Raw genomic sequence first — 16,682 nt, forward strand, 5'->3', positions numbered from 1 at the left:
ATGAAACCGACGGGGAAAAAGTGGGTCATTACGCTGCTCAGCACGATTGTGCTCGTCAGCGGAAGCGCGGCGGCCGAGGCACAGAGCACAGGCAAGACGGCCACAGCGGCATCCAAGGCGGGACAAGCTGCGCAGAAGGCTAAAACAGCGGCATCCGGCGCATCTACAGCAAAGACAGCCAACGTCCAGGTGGCGGCGGATCCGGTACCGCAAATCGTGAAAGACATATCGCCTTCGGTTGTAGGGATCATCGGTCGCTCGACGGATACGACGCTGACGGGAGGCGCGACCAACCGCTACAATTTGGCGCACGGTACAGGGGTCATCGTGAGGTCCAACGGATGGATCGTGACTAACGCGCATGTGGTGAACGGACTGGAAGGTACGCTGGTCGTCACATCCGACGGTAAATCTTATAGCATTGTGGATTCATACATAGACGAAACAAGTGATATTGCCTTGATCAAAATCAATGCCAAATCTTTAGTGCCTGCGGTCTTTGCCAAGTCCGCACAAACCGCACAGGTAGGGGAGAAGGTCATTGCGATCGGCACGCCGATCTCTTTTTCCCTGCGGAATTCGGCGACGGTGGGCGTCGTCAGCGGCCTGAACCGGGGCGTGAACGCTTTTTACCGGCTGATCCAAAGCGATACAGCGATTAACCCGGGCAACAGCGGGGGGCCGCTCGTTAATATGCGGGGCGAGGTGATCGGGATCAACAGCTTGAAGTTCGCAGCCATAGGCGTGGAAAATATGGGCTTTTCCATTCCTTCGGATACGGTGCAGTATGTGATGGGACAGCTGTTCAAGTATGGGGAAGTGAAGCGCCCAAGCCTTGGATTCAACATGGAAGAGAGTTGGTCTGCCATAGTCGGACTGCCGACGGACGATCCGTTAACCGTAACGAAGGTCTTCTCGGATCAGGCTAAAAAGGCCGGCATTCAGGAGGACGACGTACTCTACAGCATTAACGGCAAGCGGGTGACCTCGGTCGTGGACATCAACGAAATGTTTAAGTCCTTTTTGCCGGGGCAAACGGTTAAGCTGCTTATGCAGAGCGGCGGGGATATCGTGGAGCGGAAGCTGGTTCTGTCGCAGGCGGGCACTGAGGGTGACGCCTACGAAGACGAGAGCGGACCGGGAGAGGAATTTTAATGGGGAAGAAGGGACAGTCACGGATGAAGGGAAGCGCGTTGCGTAAGATCGGATCGGCGGCACTGGCCGGCGTCATCATGCTGGCAGCCGCACTGCCCGCGTGGGCGGACAGCAGATCGGACAAGCTGACATTGCAGCTCAAGACGGGAAGCACCGCGGCGGTGATTAACGGACAGACGGTACAAATATTGAAGCCGTTCAAGAAAAATGGAACCGTGATGGTACCGCTGGGCGTGTTCAACAAAGCGTTCGGCAGCGAAGTGAAGCTGGAAAAAAATAATGTGGTTAAAATCGGATACGGCCCTCATCAGATCAGCCTAACGATCGACAGCCAGCTGGCCTGGGTGGACGGACACAAAGTAAAGCTGGAGGCTGCCCCGTCCATGGTGAACGGCACCCTGATGGTTCCGCTTCGTGCGGTGGCGCAAGGCATCGGAGCGAAAATGAACACAGGATCGGCGGGGGAATGGGTGATCAGCCTGAAACCTTCGGAGGATGATGCCAGTCCGCAAGATCCGGGGATCGATTCGGATGTAGGCAAGACGAAGATCGGCAACAGCTACTACGGCTGGACGATGAATTATCCGAGCGGCCTGATCGTCGGCAGCGGCGATGAGACCGAGAGTATTGTGTCTTTTAACGATGCAGAGGAAAAGTACTACATTGAAGTCCACGCTTCCGATGAGGATGCGGATCTAAGCACCGATGATTTGCTGGATCGGCTGGTGGAGGACGCCAAACAAGGCGGCGAGATGGTAGTGGACCGGGGGACCTTCCCCAAAGCAAAGGTGCCGTATGCCCGTATTGTGACCAAGGACGGGGACGGAACCTTCTGGGAGTGCCGGATGTATTCGAGCCATCATCGCCTGTACGAGCTGTATTTTGCTGACCTGCAGGCGTCCAATTTCAAGGACTTGAATAAATATGCCGGGCTGCTGAACTCTTTTGATACGAGCTTTAATCCGGCGGATAAAACCGTAAAGGATCTGTCCACCGTCAAGAATGGCATGCGCGGCGTGTATAACGAGGATTACGGCATTGCTTTAGACATCCCGGCCGACTGGAGTATGGACAATGCGGACATGTATTATGAAAGCAAGGACGGCAGCTATTTGAAGCTGAACGTGTCCACTGGCCCTAAAGGCGACTCACTCGACCAGTGGGGCGGACAGATGAAGAAATGGCTGGAAGAGTCCTTTGTCAAAACTTCATACGAGGTCGTCAATACCTACCCGCTGGAGGTATCCGGGGAACAGGCGCTGGTGAACGAAGCCAGGTATAACTACGGCGACGGCTGGATCCGCGAATATGAAGTGATGATTTTGAAGGACGGTTACCGCTATTATGTGGAATATGCAGCACCGGAAGACCAGCCGGCGGATGTGGCCAAGTTCAAGGATTTGATGAACGGGATCAACATTGATTTTACCGTCGTGCCGGAATCCTTTGGCAGTATGGAAGAGAATACGTTCCTGATCGATAAATCCAAGAGAACGACCAAGACGTCCAAAACCTATCAGTACCAAATTCGTATTCCGCAGTACTGGAGTGCGAACCGTGACCAGTTTGAGCTGTCGCCGGTGGAATACCAATTCGTGGGCGGACACATGATGATCACGGCCGAGAAGGATAGTTCCTTTGAAGAAGCCGTAAGCCAGCTGAAGGCGTTCTACAATGAAGCCGTGAAGGATCAGAAGGATTTGAAGCTGGAAAAGGTAGAGAACACGACCTTTGCCGGCGAGCCGGCTGTCGTCTTTTCCATCCATCAGGTGAAGGACGGCATTCCGTACAGCGCGCGCCAAATCGTCGTTCAGCATAACGGAACGGTGTTTACGCTGTCCGCATCCCTGAACGACGCCAACGCAACGGATATTCAGAAGAAGACGCTGGATGAGACGCTGAATTCTTTTACGTTTACGAAAAAAAATGAAGTCAAGACCACTGCGGCTGCCGAATAAAGCTGAACGGGTGGACGTCAGATAGGTGCTGTCGAATCAGTGCAGCAGAAAATAATAATTTTGACCAGGAACCGGGATAGCCGAAGGCTGTTCCGGTTTTTGTTGTGCCGGCGGATCCGGGGAGTAATAAAGGCTTGATGTCTTGTGCTGTTCTGGGCGGGATTTGGGATGCGCTAGAGGATGTTGATTATTGCTGTAACCGGCGGCTATGACGTCTTGGAGCTGCTCGGTTTTGCTGCATATTGAGTTTTTCACACTATATAATGCTCGCTGGTCCGTTAACCTGGTTTGCACCCTACCAAACGCGGATAACCTGATAGTAAAGCAAATGCGAAAATTACTGCCTTCCTATGGGAATCGAGATAATTCGTGGGGATGGTAGAAGGATCGGAAGATGTCTGGTACACTAGATAAGTTAAAGCAGCAGTTATGCTGCTGATTCTTTTCGTTAGGTCTGCAAAGGTACGAGAATTCTAGAATGAGAACCGGCAGGACCGGTTTGGGAGGATATAGATGAACAAACTGGCATTAAGAAGGGAAGACGTGGAGCTTCTGGCGCCGGCCGGCGACTGGGACTGCATGCGTGCGGCGGTGGCCAACGGAGCGGATGCGATCTTTTTCGGCGTGGAAAAGTTTAACGCCCGGGCCCGGGCGAACAACTTCCGGATGGCGGAGCTGCCGGAGATCATGTCGTTTCTTCACAGCTATGGCGTGAAGGGCTTTTTGACGTTTAACATTTTAGTGTTTGAAAACGAGCTGGAGGATGCCAAGGAACTGATCGACGCCTGCATCGACGCAGGGGTTGACGCGGTGATCGTGCAGGATTTGGGGCTGGTGAAGCTGATCCGGGAAATTTCCCCGAACTTCCCGATTCACGGCTCGACCCAGATGACGATCACCTCGCCGGAAGCGGTGGAATTCACCAAGCCGTGGGGCATGGAGCGTGTCGTGCTGGGGCGCGAAAACAACCTGAAGCAGATTCAAAAAATCGGGGAACAGGCGAAGCTTCCGATGGAAGTGTTCGTTCATGGCGCCCTGTGCGTCTCCTATTCCGGTCAGTGCCTGACGTCGGAAATGTGGGGCGGCCGCTCGGCCAACCGCGGCGAATGCGCGCAGGCCTGCCGCCTGCCGTATGACCTGATCGTGGACGGGGAGCAGAAGCCGATGGGCGATGTGACTTATCTGCTGTCGCCAAAAGATTTGGCGGCCATCGATTTGATGCCGGAGCTGATCGAGGCGGGCGTCACGTCCTTTAAAATCGAAGGGCGCCTGAAGAGCCCCGAGTATGTGGCCAACGTGGTCAGCAAGTACCGCAAGGCGATCGACCGTTACTTTGACGGCGACAACACGCCGCCGAGCGAAGAGGAAATGCGCGAGCTGCAGCAGAGCTTTTCGCGCGGCTTTACGCACGGATTCCTCGAAGGCACGAACAACAAAAAGCTGGTGGACGGCACGTTCCCGAAAAGCCGCGGCGTGTACGTCGGACGGGTCGAAAAGATCCTGCGCGACGGCGTCGTCTGCAAGATCGAAGCGCCGCTGAAGCGCGGTGACGGCATCGTGTTCGACGCCGGCGACCCGACGAAGCAGGAAGAGGGCGGACGGATTTACGACCTGCGCCGCAAAGGCGTCAAGGTCGACGGGGAAGCCGGCGAAGGCTGGATCGTGGACATCGTTCCGGGCCGGAGCGACGTGGACCTGCGGAAGCTGCATGTCGGCGACCGCATCTGGAAAACGAACGATCCGGCGCTCGACAAGCGCCTGCGCCAAACGTTTGAGACGGAAAAGCCGTACCGGGTGTTCCCGGTACATGTCAAAGCCGTGGGCCATGCCGGCGGTCTCTTGACCACCGTCTGGACCGACGTGCAGAAGGGCACGACGGTGCAGGTGGACTCGGAGATGGAGCTGGAAATCGCCAAGAAGCGGCCGATGGATTACGCTCTGCTCGAGGAGCAGTTCGGCCGCCTGGGCGGCACCGTTTACCAGCTCGAGAAGCTGGACGTCGACCTGCAGGGCGACGTCATCGTGCCGATGCGCGAGCTGAACAACATCCGCCGCCGGGCGGTGGAGCTGCTCGCAGGCGAGCGCCCGAAGCCGCCCGTGTATGTGAAACGGGCGGCGACCGTGTTCAGCGATGCCGCGCGCAGCGCATCGCCGGTGGCCCGCGGTGAGGCGAAGCTCACCGCGCTGTGCCGCAGCCTCTCGCAGGTTGAGGCTGCGCTCGAAGCCGGCGTAGAGATGATATACGCCGACTTCGAGTTCATCAAGCAGTTCCCGGCAGCGGTGGAAGCCGTTCATGCCGCCGGCAAGCGGATTGCTCTGGCAACGCCGCGCATCCATATGCCGAACGAGAACGGCTACCACAAAAACATCCTGCGCCTCAAGCCGGACGCCGTGCTTGTGCGCAACACCGGGGCGCTGTACTTCTACCTGCGCCACCGGATGGAAAACCCCGATGCCGATCATCCGCAGCTGATTGGCGATTTCTCGCTGAACATCGCCAACCACAAAGCGGTGGATCTGTTCCTCGAAGCCGGCTGTGACCTGGTCACGCCGTCTTACGACCTGAACATCCAGCAGATGGTCGATCTGCTGGAGCGCTCCAAAACGTCGCAGCTGGAGATCGTCATCCATCAGCATCTGCCGATGTTCCATACGGAGCATTGCGTATACTGTACCTTCCTGAGCGAAGGCACCGACTTCACAAACTGCGGCCGTCCGTGCGAATCGCACCGGGCGTCCCTGCAGGACCGCATCGGCATGTCCCACCCGGTCCGTGTGGACGAGGGCTGCCGCAACACGGTCTACAACGCCATCGAGCAGTCCGGTGCCGAGTACCTGACGAACTTCATGGATCTCGGCGTCTCGACCTACCGCGTCGAGTTTCTGGAGGAAACGCCGGAACAGGTGCATGAGGTCATCGACCTGTACAACCGCGCCCTGCGCGGCGAAATCAGCGGCACGCAGGTGTGGAAGACGCTGAAAGCGACGAATCAGCTTGGCGTAACTCGTGGGCAGTTGGTGAAATAAAGAGCTATCAGATGGTTTATCCTTATCACTTATAGAAAGTTCAGAAAGACAGGATACCCATATTATCCTGTCTTTTTTTACCACAAAATAATTATCATTAGACTGGGCATGTCCTGCGTCAATATTTTCCGTTATAATGAATATTAATCACATTAAAAGAACGGAGTTAGGATATAGTAATGAAAATTCGCAAAGCTATTATTCCAGCTGCTGGACTGGGGACAAGGTTTCTCCCGGCAACCAAAGCTATGCCTAAAGAAATGTTACCTATTGTGGATAAACCCACGATTCAGTATATTATTGAGGAAGCTGTTGCCTCTGGAATAGAAGACATTATTATCGTGACAGGCAAGGGAAAACGATCTATTGAAGATCATTTTGACTACTCCTTTGAATTAGAACATAACCTAACGGAAAAAAAGAAATGGGGGCTTTTAAACGAAGTTCGTAAATCTTCGGAAATGGCCGATATCCATTACATAAGGCAAAAGGAACCTAAAGGCCTGGGACACGCAATCTGGTGCGCTCGTAAGTTTATTGGCGATGAGCCGTTTGCTGTGCTTCTAGGTGACGACATCGTTGAGGCAGACGTTCCTTGCCTGAAGCAGATGATCGATATTTATGAGCACTATGAATCTTCCATCGTTGGAGTTCAGCCTGTTGAGTGGGATGAAGTATCTAGATACGGTATTGTGGCTGCTGCGAAAATGACCGATAGAGTTTATCAGGCTAATGCTCTCATTGAAAAGCCTAAGCCTGTGGATTCGCCGTCTAATTTGGCAATCATGGGCAGGTACATATTAACTCCGGGAATCTTCCAACTACTTGAAGAGCAGAAGGAAGGGGTTAATGGGGAAATTCAATTAACGGATGCACTTGCCCGGTTAGGCGAAAACGAGCAAATTCTTGCATATCATTTTGATGGCCTTCGCCATGATGTAGGTGAGAAATTGGGTTTTATCCGGACTACGATTCATTATGCGCTCCAAAATGACGAGTTGAGGAATGAGTTACTGGAATACATGTATGAAGTTATGGAGTTCGAAAGAAAACACTCAATATAATTATAATATTTAAAATAAAAGAAGGAGCTCACACTTCGTGAGCTCCTTCTTCATGTTCACTTAAAATTTAATTTTAACAAATTCTTAATCTGTTCCTTTTCGGTAGGGTCTGCTTTAATCAGCTGATCCAGAACGGCTTGGTCATTGGAGCCCTGTTTCTGCATAGCAGCTACGTACCAATGGGCGATTTCTCGATTCGTGGAATCGCTAAGATCTTTTTTTAGCCCCTTCTTGAGAGTATCTGCAGCTTTATCCAGTTGGTTTGTCATATAGTACATTTTTCCAGCATCCAGTATCATCATCGGCGAGTTAGAGAACGGTCGACCAGTCAGCTGTTCCTTCGGTATGGTCGCTAGATGCTTAAGGCCGGCTTGTACCCTTTCAAATGCAGCGATTCCTTCTTTGAAGTACTTATCTTTTGATCCAGTATCCCCTTGACCCAATGCAGCATAACCTAATTCAAAGCCCTGAGTAATCAATCTTTCATACCACTCAATATCCCAGTTGAATTTAGGCGCATTGGCAACTAAGGTGTTGTACGCTTTGTCCTGCTCATTTTTTAATTGGTAGTTGGTAATGAGAGCGTTGATGATATTTTTGTTGTAAGCCTCCTTTTTTAAAGCACTGGTTAGGAGAGCATAATCCGCATTATAAAAGGATTCATTTTGAGTTTGTTTGTAGACTGATTGGTATAGGGAAGACATCAATAGGACAGAGTCCGGATGACTGCTTCGGATACCCAGATCTTTATCCAATGGAGCCTTAATCTCCTCAAAAGACGTACTTGTTTGCACGATCTTTCTCGCCTCCAGCCCGGCATCAGCTGCTTGAACAAATCGGATCGATGTGATAAGTACAACAATGCTGTAAATACCCACCACAAGGCTGTACGTCCATCCCGCACCCTTTGTTTTCCAGGTGAATCTACGCAGGGGTTGGCTATCCATTCCAGCGGCCATTCCACTGAGTGCCACGAACACCAGGATACCAATAAAAACATAACTCATATTGAAGTCCAAAATACTGTGAAGCAGAATCGATAGGGCTAAGATGAGGTAGAGGAAATAGGAATCTCTACCATCTTCGTCCGCCTTGATATAACCCCGAATGTATTTATAAAAAATGTAGATGACAAAAGCCATAAAGATCACAAACCCGACAATCCCGACTTCCAGTAGATATTGCACAAAGAAATTATGTGCCTGCCGGCTGGTATACGGGTTGTTTTGATACTTCTCATATAAAGCAGCCCAGGCACCGCCTCCTGCTCCTAAGACAGGGTAGTCCTTAACAACCTTCATGCCATCTTCATAGAAGGTTATCCGTTCGAGCACACTGTGCTGCTTGAAGTTAATGTTCTCCAAGCGGGTGCTTACATTTTGCGGAAGGATATCACGTACACTGGTCCCAATCAGGAGGAACGCTACAACACCAACGACAATGACTGCTCCAATCGGAATCCATAGATTAGCGAGCTTCTTAGCAGATGATTTGGTAAGCCCTTGCTCCAGCTTAGGGGCAAGGAACTTTTGAATGACCCAGCACAGTAGAGCAACAAGCAGAGAAGCAATCAACAGGAAAGCCCAAGCTTTCGTCGCCTCCCCGGCGGCAAATTTTTTATTTAATTGCAGTCCTAAGTCAGTGACTTCCTTGGATATTCCTAGGGAAACAATACCTGCAATCGCGCAGTAGATCACCCACAAAATTTGCTTGGCAGGTTTCAGGAAGAGAAGCAAAAGAACAAACACTACTGGGAGCATGACTAGCCCCCCGCGCGACAGGGTGAGCAGGATCGAAACGATGATAGGTACGAGCATAAAGGCATGAATCGCCTGGCCATACCATTTCTTCGAACGAATCAGGCAAAATACGGCTGCAAATAAAAAGGCCATCAAAAACGCTGCGTAGGTATTGGCATACTGGAACACTGAGGTCAGACGTAAGCCGTTTGAATCCTTCATGACTGCATCGGTGTATTTACCGTTCATCACGCCATTAGAAAACCACGCAACAAGCGACCCGGCAAATTTTCCTTGGCCAAACCAGTTGAGGATACCGAATCCGACGACGATGTAAGCCACGGTCATAATGGCGACCTGAAGAATTTGGTTAGCCTTCCGATCCTGCAGCAGGTAGAGACTGACGATAAATATCATGACATACAAGCATTCCACAAGTACCATGTTCATCGCCAAATAATGCGATGCAGCTCCAAAATACGACAATAGGTATGTAATAGGTAATAATAAAACAGCTATTGGCAGCCAGTCCCGCTGTTCAGCCAATTTGAAGCTCTTGTAGTAATTTACGATCCATAGGAGCAGCAAAATGCTTGAAAGAGCAGTGCCCCAGAACAAAGGCTTTTCAAACTCTAGCATCTGACCGTTAAATAAAGCGACTTGGAACGGAGTCCAAACTAGAAAAGCAATAATGGAAACAATTAACGCCCATAAAAGTACTGGTCTTTTTTCGGCGTTACTCGACCTTTTAGCCTGTTTACCGTATACTGGATTAGACAAAGTTTACATTCTCCTTTATGTGAGATACGACAATATTTTAACATAAATGATATAATTCGGGCTAGAATTCGACAGGAAGATGCATTATTCTGGGATATTCTCTATTTCTGTATTCAAAAAATTAGTTTGAGGTAAAATCATGTCTTCTAAATATAAAAATTTTGTAAAGTATCAAGATTTATTTATTGAGCTTATTAGGAAGGATATTAAAATCAAGTACCGCAACTCTGTTTTAGGTATATTTTGGAGTATGCTCAATCCGTTGCTGATGATGATTGTACTAACGGTTATTTTCTCTAATGTATTTCAACAGCACATCGAGCATTTCCCAGTCTATGTGCTAACTGGGAGACTTATATATCAGTTCTTCTCTGAATCTACTAACTTTGCCATGGATTCAATTAATAATAACGGGCAATTGATACGTAAAGTGTATGTACCTAAATATTTATTTCCTATTTCAAGGATATGTTCTTCCTTTATAACAACTTTTATTTCTTTAATACCTCTTGCACTTGTTATGGCTGTAACAGGTGTAGGGTTTCATTGGACAAATATACTTGTTATTATTCCTCTTGTTTGTCTTTTGATTATTTCGATCGGAGTAGGTTTACTTTTATCGACCATTACGGTGTTTTTTAGGGATATCAAGCATTTGTATTCTATTGTTCTGACTGTTGTTATGTATATGACTCCGATATTTTATCCGATATCGATTATCCCGGAACAGTACAAGATAATCTTCGAATTCAATCCGTTATTCGGCATTGTTGATATTTTTCGGAGCGTTGTTATTCAAGGTGAGGTCCCGATGATATGGACCGTAGCGATAACTAGTATCTATTCTCTGCTTATTTTTGGAGTAGGACTGCTTATGTTTTATAAAAAACAAGATAAGTTCATTTATTATCTATAAAGGGCTAAGAGGAGAACATGGAAAAGACTGAGATTGTATTAGAAGTTAACAAAGTATCAATGATGTATAGGTTGCCATCTGAGAAAATCACTTCAGTGAAACACTTTCTAATAAAAAAAATAAAAAAGGAAATTAAATATGAGGATTTTTTTGCGCTAAGAGAGGTTAGCTTCTCTGTTGAAAAAGGTGAGGTATTTGGGATTATTGGTTCCAACGGAGCGGGGAAAAGCACCTTGCTTAAAGTGATCTCAGGGATATTAAAACCTACGCAAGGAGAGGTGAAGCGGAAGGGGAACATTGCTCCGCTCATCGAACTAGGTGCGGGGTTTAATGGTGATTTATCCGGTAAGGAAAATATTTATTTGAATGGTCTTATATTAGGTTATTCTAGGAAATTCATAGATCAACACGTAGATGAGATCATCCAATTTTCGGAGTTAGAAAAATTCATTCATACCCCTTTAAAAAACTATTCTTCAGGAATGAAGGCAAGATTAGGATTTGCAATAGCTACAATCGTTAAACCAGATATTTTGATCGTGGACGAAGTTCTTTCCGTTGGGGATATCAAGTTTAGGGAAAAAAGTGAAGCGAAAATTATGTCCATGATTAAGGATGGTACGACTGTGTTATTTGTTTCTCATTCGATGAGTCAAATCGAGAAAATTTGCGATAGAGTTTTATGGTTAGATAAAGGAAGAGTACTAGAAATAAATGAAACGAAAAAAGTCGTGAGTAAATATAAAATGAAATGAAAATTAACTTTTTATTTTAAAAGAGGTGTCTTAATTTTGTCGCTCATAAAAAAATCTATCAAATATTTATTAAAACCAATAATTAGTTTTGCAAAGGATAGTAATTTTAGAAGACGTTTACTGTACAGTTATTATTTTGAAAGAGTAAAGATCCGAAATAATGTTGTGTTTTATGAGTCGTATCATGGTAAAAGTATGAACGACAATCCTTATGCAATATTCAGTAACTTAATAAATAATCCTCGATTTTCCGGCTTTATACACGTATGGGCTTTAAATGAAAATAATCCGTACTCAGATGCTTATCGTGAAAATAAGAATGTTATCTTTGTAAAAGTAGGCAGTAGACCATATTTGAAATATTTGACATCGGCTAAGTATTTAATAAACAATGTGACATTTCCTACATATTTTCAGAAAAGAAGTGAACAAATCTATTTAAATACCTGGCATGGTACACCATTAAAAACACTAGGTAAAGATATGGGTGGGGAAATAGGACAGCATAAAAACATTCAGCGTAATTTTCTCCAAGCTGACTATATTCTGTCACCAAATAGGTTCACATCAAATGTTCTTATAGAATCACATGATTTAAAAGGTATTTATCCAGGAATCATTGTTGAGGAAGGATACCCTCGTATAGACTTAACATTTAGAAAAATGAATCCTTTTATTAAAAGTTATTTGTCGAAAATATTTGGTGAGGATATTTCAAGAAAAAAGATAGTTCTGTATGCCCCAACTTGGCGCGGTGAGGTAGGTAAGACACAGAATAAAGTGGATGAAATAAAAAAATATATTTTAGCTATAAAAAGCTCTTTGCCAGAAGATTTTATATTGATTTTAAAAGTTCATACTTTAGTTTATAAGTTTATTAAAAACGATACTGAGTTACAAGGAATTTGCATTCCTGACTGGCTAGATACTAATGAACTTTTAGCTGCTACTGATGTACTAATTACAGATTACTCCAGTATATTCTTTGATTTTTTAGTAACTGATAAACCGATTATTTTCTTTATGTATGATAAAGAAGAGTATTTGCAATCTAGGGGACTTTATATAAAGGAATCTGAATTGCCAGGCCCAATTTGTACTGAAATTGAGGAGTTAGGTGATGTTTTAAACCAAATTGAGGAAGTGGGAAACACATTTAAAGAACAGTACTTATCATTTAAGTTGAAATTTTGTAGACATGAGGATGGTGAAGTTTCTAATAGAATAGCTCAAGTTATAGTCGGTGATCTGCATAACATAAATTACTTTAAAGTTGATGATCATAAGCAGAATATTCTAATGTACTGTGGAGGATTTTTAAATAACGGAATAACATCGTCTGTTATTAATTTATTAAATAATATAGATTACGATAAATATAATGTTGCCATTGTTGATAAAGGAAAATATGATAATATATCAACATTAAACTTGTTAAAAATAAATAATCAAGCAAAGCGCTTTTACAGAGTGGGCAGCATGAATGCAACTTTATTAGAAGTATATAGAAATATGATAATTCAAAAACTAGGAATTAAAAGTAAATTTCACGAGTTATTAGTGCCAAGGAAATTATATAAAAGGGAAATATCAAGATTATTTGGTAATTCGAAATTTGATATTGTCATTGATTTTAGTGGATATGTCCCGTTTTGGTCTTCTCTTTTTTCCTTCGGCGATTTTTCAAGAAAAGTAATTTATCAACATAACGATATGCTTGCAGAATTAAATAAGAAGGTTAATGGTGTTTATAAACATAGAATTAATTTAAATGTAGTATTTTCTCTATATAAGTATTTTGACAAAATAGTTTCTGTTTCCGAACATACTAAAAATTTAAATGCGCTGAATCTCAACTTGCCGAGGGAGAAGGTTGCAACTGTTAATAACTCAATAGACTATACTAAAATAATTAATGAGTCTAAAGAAAGAACAGCTTTTGAATATGATAATACTAGTTTTTTTATAAATAAGTTTGAATTAAGTGGGGGGAGACTTTCATTCTCTGGCTTTCAAATTCCTACTAGCGAGCATATAAATTTTGTGAATATGGGTAGAATGTCTCCAGAAAAAGATCAAGAAAAACTAATTTTTGCATTCTCCAATGTTTTAGAAAAGTTCAGCAATGCAAAATTATATATTATTGGGTCAGGCATACTAGAAAAAAAATTAAAAAAACTAGTTAATCAGCTTAACATAAAAGATCACGTTATTTTTACAGGTCAGTTGGAAAATCCCTTTGCACTTATTAAAATGTGCGACTGTTTCGTTTTATCTTCAAATCATGAGGGACAACCTATGGTACTACTAGAAACATTGGTACTTAATAAACCTATAGTGTCAACTGATATACCAGGATCAAGGAGTGTTCTAGAGGGTGGATTCGGTGAATTAGTGGAGAATAGTATAGATGGTATTGCTAATGGAATGATTAAATATCTGGAAGGTAATATGGAATTTAAAAGTTTTGACTTTGTGGAGTACAACAACAAAGCAATGGAAATGTTTTATACTGAAGTATGCGGTTTCAGTCCAAATAAATAAATGTTATAAAGGAGACCGACATGAAAAAAGTATTAACATATGGAACGTTCGATTTATTGCATGAAGGTCATATTAATTTATTGCGGCGAGCTAGAGAACTTGGAGATTATCTTATAGTTGGTTTATCGAATGACCAATTCAATAAAATCAAGAATAAAGAAACATATTTCCCTTTTAGAAGTAGGAAGACTATATTGGAGTCAATTAAATTTGTGGACTGTGTAATTGAGGAATCAAATTGGGAACAAAAAACTTTAGATGTTCAAAAATTTGATATTGATGTATTTGTCATGGGTGATGATTGGACAGGGAAGTTTGATTTTCTCAAGGATTATTGTGAAGTAGTTTATCTGCCTAGAACAGAGGGGATTTCAACCACTCAAATCAAACGTGATTTATATAAAAAGGTTCACGCATGAGTAAACTGATTTTTAAGAGAATATACGCCTTGATTTACAGAATTTTGATGTTTTGTTTTCCAATTAATAAAAAGGTAATTTTATTCGAGAGCAGTGTCGGAAGAAATTATACAGGAAATCCTAAATATATTTATGAAGAGATGGTTAGGCAGGGATTGGATCAGCATTATCGTTGTGTTTGGGTATTTGAAGATCCTAGTATCAATATTCCTGGGAAATGTACGTTAATTAAACGTAATGGTTTGCAACAGTTATTTTATGCAGCTATTGCATTTATATGGATTTTTGATTCCAGACAATCCAATATATTTAAAAAACGCAGTGGAAGTATATTCATACAAACTTGGCATGGGACTCCTTTGAAAAAACTTGCGATGGACATGACGGTGCTGAATATGGGCGGTCATACTGATTTAGAACAATATAAAAGGGATTTTTTGGGGTGTGTAAATTCTTGGGATTATTTGATTTCCCAAAATAAATATTCAACAGAGGTTTTCAGGCACGCTTTTGACTTCAAAAAAGAAATTTGGGAAATTGGCTATCCAAGGAACGATTCCCTATTCATGAACCATAATAGTAAACAAATATTGGAAATAAAAAAGAAACTGAACATAGCAACAGAGAAAAAGGTTGTACTTTATGCACCCACATGGAGAGATGATGAGTATAAGACCTCAGGAAGATGGATATTAAACTTGCCTGGCAATTTACACAAATTGATAAAACAACTAAATAATGAATATACGTTTCTAATTAAAGGTCATTATTTGGTGGAAATGGATATGGCCTCTAGTGAATCTGTTCGGTTTTTCTCTTATGAACAGGATATCCAAGAACTATTATTAATATCTGATGTTCTTATAACAGACTATTCATCGGTTATGTTTGATTTTAGTCTTTTAGGAAAACCGATGATTTTTTATTTGTATGATTTCGAGAGGTACAAGAATGAATTAAGGGGATTTTATTTTAATATCGTTGATGAAGCTCCGGGGCCAGTTGTTTTTTATGAGGAAGAGTTGATCAATATCTTGAGAAATATGAACACCTATCAGCATTCTTACCATGAGAAATATCTACAGTTTGTGAGGAAGTTTAATCATGCAGATGATGGTCATGCCTCTCAAAGAGTAGTTGAAAAAATAAAAAGTATTAGTATGAGGTAATAATATGAAGTTGGTTTTCTACTTTCTGTTTGCTGCGATGTTTTATTTATATAGTGTGTTCCCTGTTAATAAACAAAAAGTGCTTTTTATTATGACCCACGATAAAGATTTAACCGGGAATATTGGGGCCATGCTTACAAATATAAAACAAAAAGCAGAATTTAATAAATATATATTTATAACTCGGGAGGATTATCGCTTTAATTCCTTTCCGAGGAGTTTTTTTATTTGTGCGCGATTTTTTTTGCTTAAGTCCTTCCATATGGCAACGGCGCAATCCATATTTATGGATAATATTTTCCTCCCCTTATCACTGATAAAAACCAAGAAAGGTGTCCATGTTGTGCAACTTTGGCATGGTTGTGGGGCCATTAAGAAGTTTGGTCAAGATTACAACGATGGTTTGTTAGCAAAATTAGAAAAGTTGGCGAATAAGCATACTTCTCACTTCATATTAAATTCAGAAAGTGCGGTGAGTTCTTATTCAAGTGCTTTTAGCATTCCCGAGAGTAAAATTTATACAGTTGGATCACCCAGGACAGATTTTTTCCTTGATTCAGGATATATTAATAAAATAAAAGAGGGGCTAAAAAACAAATTACCAAACTTAGCAGGAAAAAAAGCTATACTATATGCCCCAACCTTCCGGGATCATGATGTTGATAATCCAAAAATACCTGTAAATATAGAATTTATAACGGAACATTTAAGAGATAATTATGTATTTATCATTAAACTTCACCCGCACATCATAAGCAATTTCTCCGGATTACCCAAAAGTGATAATTTGTTAGTTGTTGATTCTACAGTAAGTTTAAATGAGCTGCTTGTCCTGTCGGATATTCTAATCACAGATTATTCTTCTATCATTTTTGATTATTCGTTATTAGAGAAGCCGATGATATTCTTTCCATATGATTATGATTTTTTTATCCAAAATGGACGAGGGTTCTATTATGATTACAGTGAATTTGTTCCTGGACCCATTGCAAGTAATGAACATGAACTAGTTAATATAATTAGAAATGAGCAGTACGAGAAACAGAGAAGTTTTGAATTTAAATTAAAGCATTTTGATTTTCTTGATGGTCAATCGTCTGATAGAGTATATAATTTGCTTTATAATTCCTAAATTTAATATCAAGGAGGTGATACT

11 protein-coding genes are annotated in these 16,682 nt (G+C 43.2%); 10 read left to right on the forward strand and 1 reads right to left on the reverse strand.

Translation table 11 applies throughout. From position 1 onward, the window contains the following. The 4 genes from FHS19_RS27720 to galU all read left to right on the forward strand — a co-directional run bounded on the left by FHS19_RS27720 (window position 1) and on the right by galU (window position 7,204). Complete coding sequence (locus FHS19_RS27720) at window positions 1–1,155, forward strand: S1C family serine protease (protein WP_183585180.1); 1,155 nt, start codon at window positions 1–3, stop codon at window positions 1,153–1,155. Beyond that, a complete protein-coding gene (locus tag FHS19_RS27725) occupies window positions 1,155–3,113 on the forward strand; it encodes a copper amine oxidase N-terminal domain-containing protein (RefSeq protein ID WP_246426845.1) in 1,959 nt (652 codons plus the stop codon). The genes FHS19_RS27720 and FHS19_RS27725 overlap by 1 nt, the downstream gene beginning before the upstream one ends. Window positions 3,114–3,626: 513 nt before the next feature. Continuing rightward, window positions 3,627–6,140: a U32 family peptidase gene (locus FHS19_RS27730; RefSeq protein WP_183585182.1), complete on the forward strand. Its 2,514-nt coding sequence runs from the start codon at window positions 3,627–3,629 to the stop codon at window positions 6,138–6,140. A 179-nt stretch (window positions 6,141–6,319) separates the two neighbouring features. Then, window positions 6,320–7,204 carry a UTP--glucose-1-phosphate uridylyltransferase GalU gene (galU, locus tag FHS19_RS27735; protein ID WP_183585184.1) on the forward strand — a complete coding sequence of 295 codons (885 nt, stop codon included), beginning with the start codon at window positions 6,320–6,322 and terminating at the stop codon, window positions 7,202–7,204. A 56-nt stretch (window positions 7,205–7,260) separates the two neighbouring features. Here the strand turns inward: galU and FHS19_RS27740 are convergent, their stop codons facing one another. After that, window positions 7,261–9,723, reverse strand: coding sequence for an O-antigen ligase family protein (locus FHS19_RS27740; RefSeq protein WP_183585186.1), 2,463 nt, complete (start codon window positions 9,721–9,723; stop codon window positions 7,261–7,263). Window positions 9,724–9,862: 139 nt separating this feature from the next. Here FHS19_RS27740 and FHS19_RS27745 point away from each other — a divergent pair, with 139 nt between their 5' ends. Genes FHS19_RS27745 through FHS19_RS27770 form a run of 6 tightly spaced genes read left to right on the forward strand, consistent with a single transcriptional unit; the run spans window position 9,863 to window position 16,658 of the window. After that, window positions 9,863–10,639 carry an ABC transporter permease gene (locus tag FHS19_RS27745; protein WP_183585188.1) on the forward strand — a complete coding sequence of 259 codons (777 nt, stop codon included), beginning with the start codon at window positions 9,863–9,865 and terminating at the stop codon, window positions 10,637–10,639. A 17-nt stretch (window positions 10,640–10,656) separates the two neighbouring features. Further along, window positions 10,657–11,394 carry an ABC transporter ATP-binding protein gene (locus FHS19_RS27750; protein ID WP_183585190.1) on the forward strand — a complete coding sequence of 246 codons (738 nt, stop codon included), beginning with the start codon at window positions 10,657–10,659 and terminating at the stop codon, window positions 11,392–11,394. Between the two features lie 36 nt (window positions 11,395–11,430). Beyond that, the gene (locus FHS19_RS27755; RefSeq protein ID WP_221224123.1) at window positions 11,431–13,938 is read left to right on the forward strand and encodes a glycosyltransferase; all 2,508 of its coding nucleotides are present in this window, start codon (window positions 11,431–11,433) and stop codon (window positions 13,936–13,938) included. Between the two features lie 20 nt (window positions 13,939–13,958). Further along, window positions 13,959–14,357 (forward strand): glycerol-3-phosphate cytidylyltransferase, encoded by a 399-nt coding sequence (gene tagD, locus FHS19_RS27760; RefSeq protein WP_183585192.1) that lies wholly within the window; start codon window positions 13,959–13,961, stop codon window positions 14,355–14,357. Beyond that, window positions 14,354–15,526, forward strand: coding sequence for a CDP-glycerol glycerophosphotransferase family protein (locus tag FHS19_RS27765; RefSeq protein WP_183585194.1), 1,173 nt, complete (start codon window positions 14,354–14,356; stop codon window positions 15,524–15,526). The genes tagD and FHS19_RS27765 overlap by 4 nt, the downstream gene beginning before the upstream one ends. A gap of 4 nt (window positions 15,527–15,530) precedes the next feature. Next, the gene (locus FHS19_RS27770; protein WP_183585196.1) at window positions 15,531–16,658 is read left to right on the forward strand and encodes a CDP-glycerol glycerophosphotransferase family protein; all 1,128 of its coding nucleotides are present in this window, start codon (window positions 15,531–15,533) and stop codon (window positions 16,656–16,658) included. The last annotated feature ends 24 nt before the right edge of the window (window positions 16,659–16,682 follow it).

The organism is Paenibacillus rhizosphaerae, from assembly GCF_014192015.1.
Classification (GTDB): Bacteria; Bacillota; Bacilli; order Paenibacillales; family Paenibacillaceae; genus Paenibacillus_AQ; species Paenibacillus_AQ rhizosphaerae.

Coding starts and splice junctions, on each gene's coding strand:
- FHS19_RS27750 (WP_183585190.1), top strand. CDS start 10,657: ATGGAAAAGACTGAGATTGTATTAGAAGTTAACAAAGTATCAATGATG.
- FHS19_RS27725 (WP_246426845.1), top strand. CDS start 1,155: ATGGGGAAGAAGGGACAGTCACGGATGAAGGGAAGCGCGTTGCGTAAG.
- tagD (WP_183585192.1), top strand. CDS start 13,959: ATGAAAAAAGTATTAACATATGGAACGTTCGATTTATTGCATGAAGGT.
- FHS19_RS27720 (WP_183585180.1), top strand. CDS start 1: ATGAAACCGACGGGGAAAAAGTGGGTCATTACGCTGCTCAGCACGATT.
- FHS19_RS27770 (WP_183585196.1), top strand. CDS start 15,531: ATGAAGTTGGTTTTCTACTTTCTGTTTGCTGCGATGTTTTATTTATAT.
- FHS19_RS27730 (WP_183585182.1), top strand. CDS start 3,627: ATGAACAAACTGGCATTAAGAAGGGAAGACGTGGAGCTTCTGGCGCCG.
- galU (WP_183585184.1), top strand. CDS start 6,320: ATGAAAATTCGCAAAGCTATTATTCCAGCTGCTGGACTGGGGACAAGG.
- FHS19_RS27745 (WP_183585188.1), top strand. CDS start 9,863: ATGTCTTCTAAATATAAAAATTTTGTAAAGTATCAAGATTTATTTATT.
- FHS19_RS27765 (WP_183585194.1), top strand. CDS start 14,354: ATGAGTAAACTGATTTTTAAGAGAATATACGCCTTGATTTACAGAATT.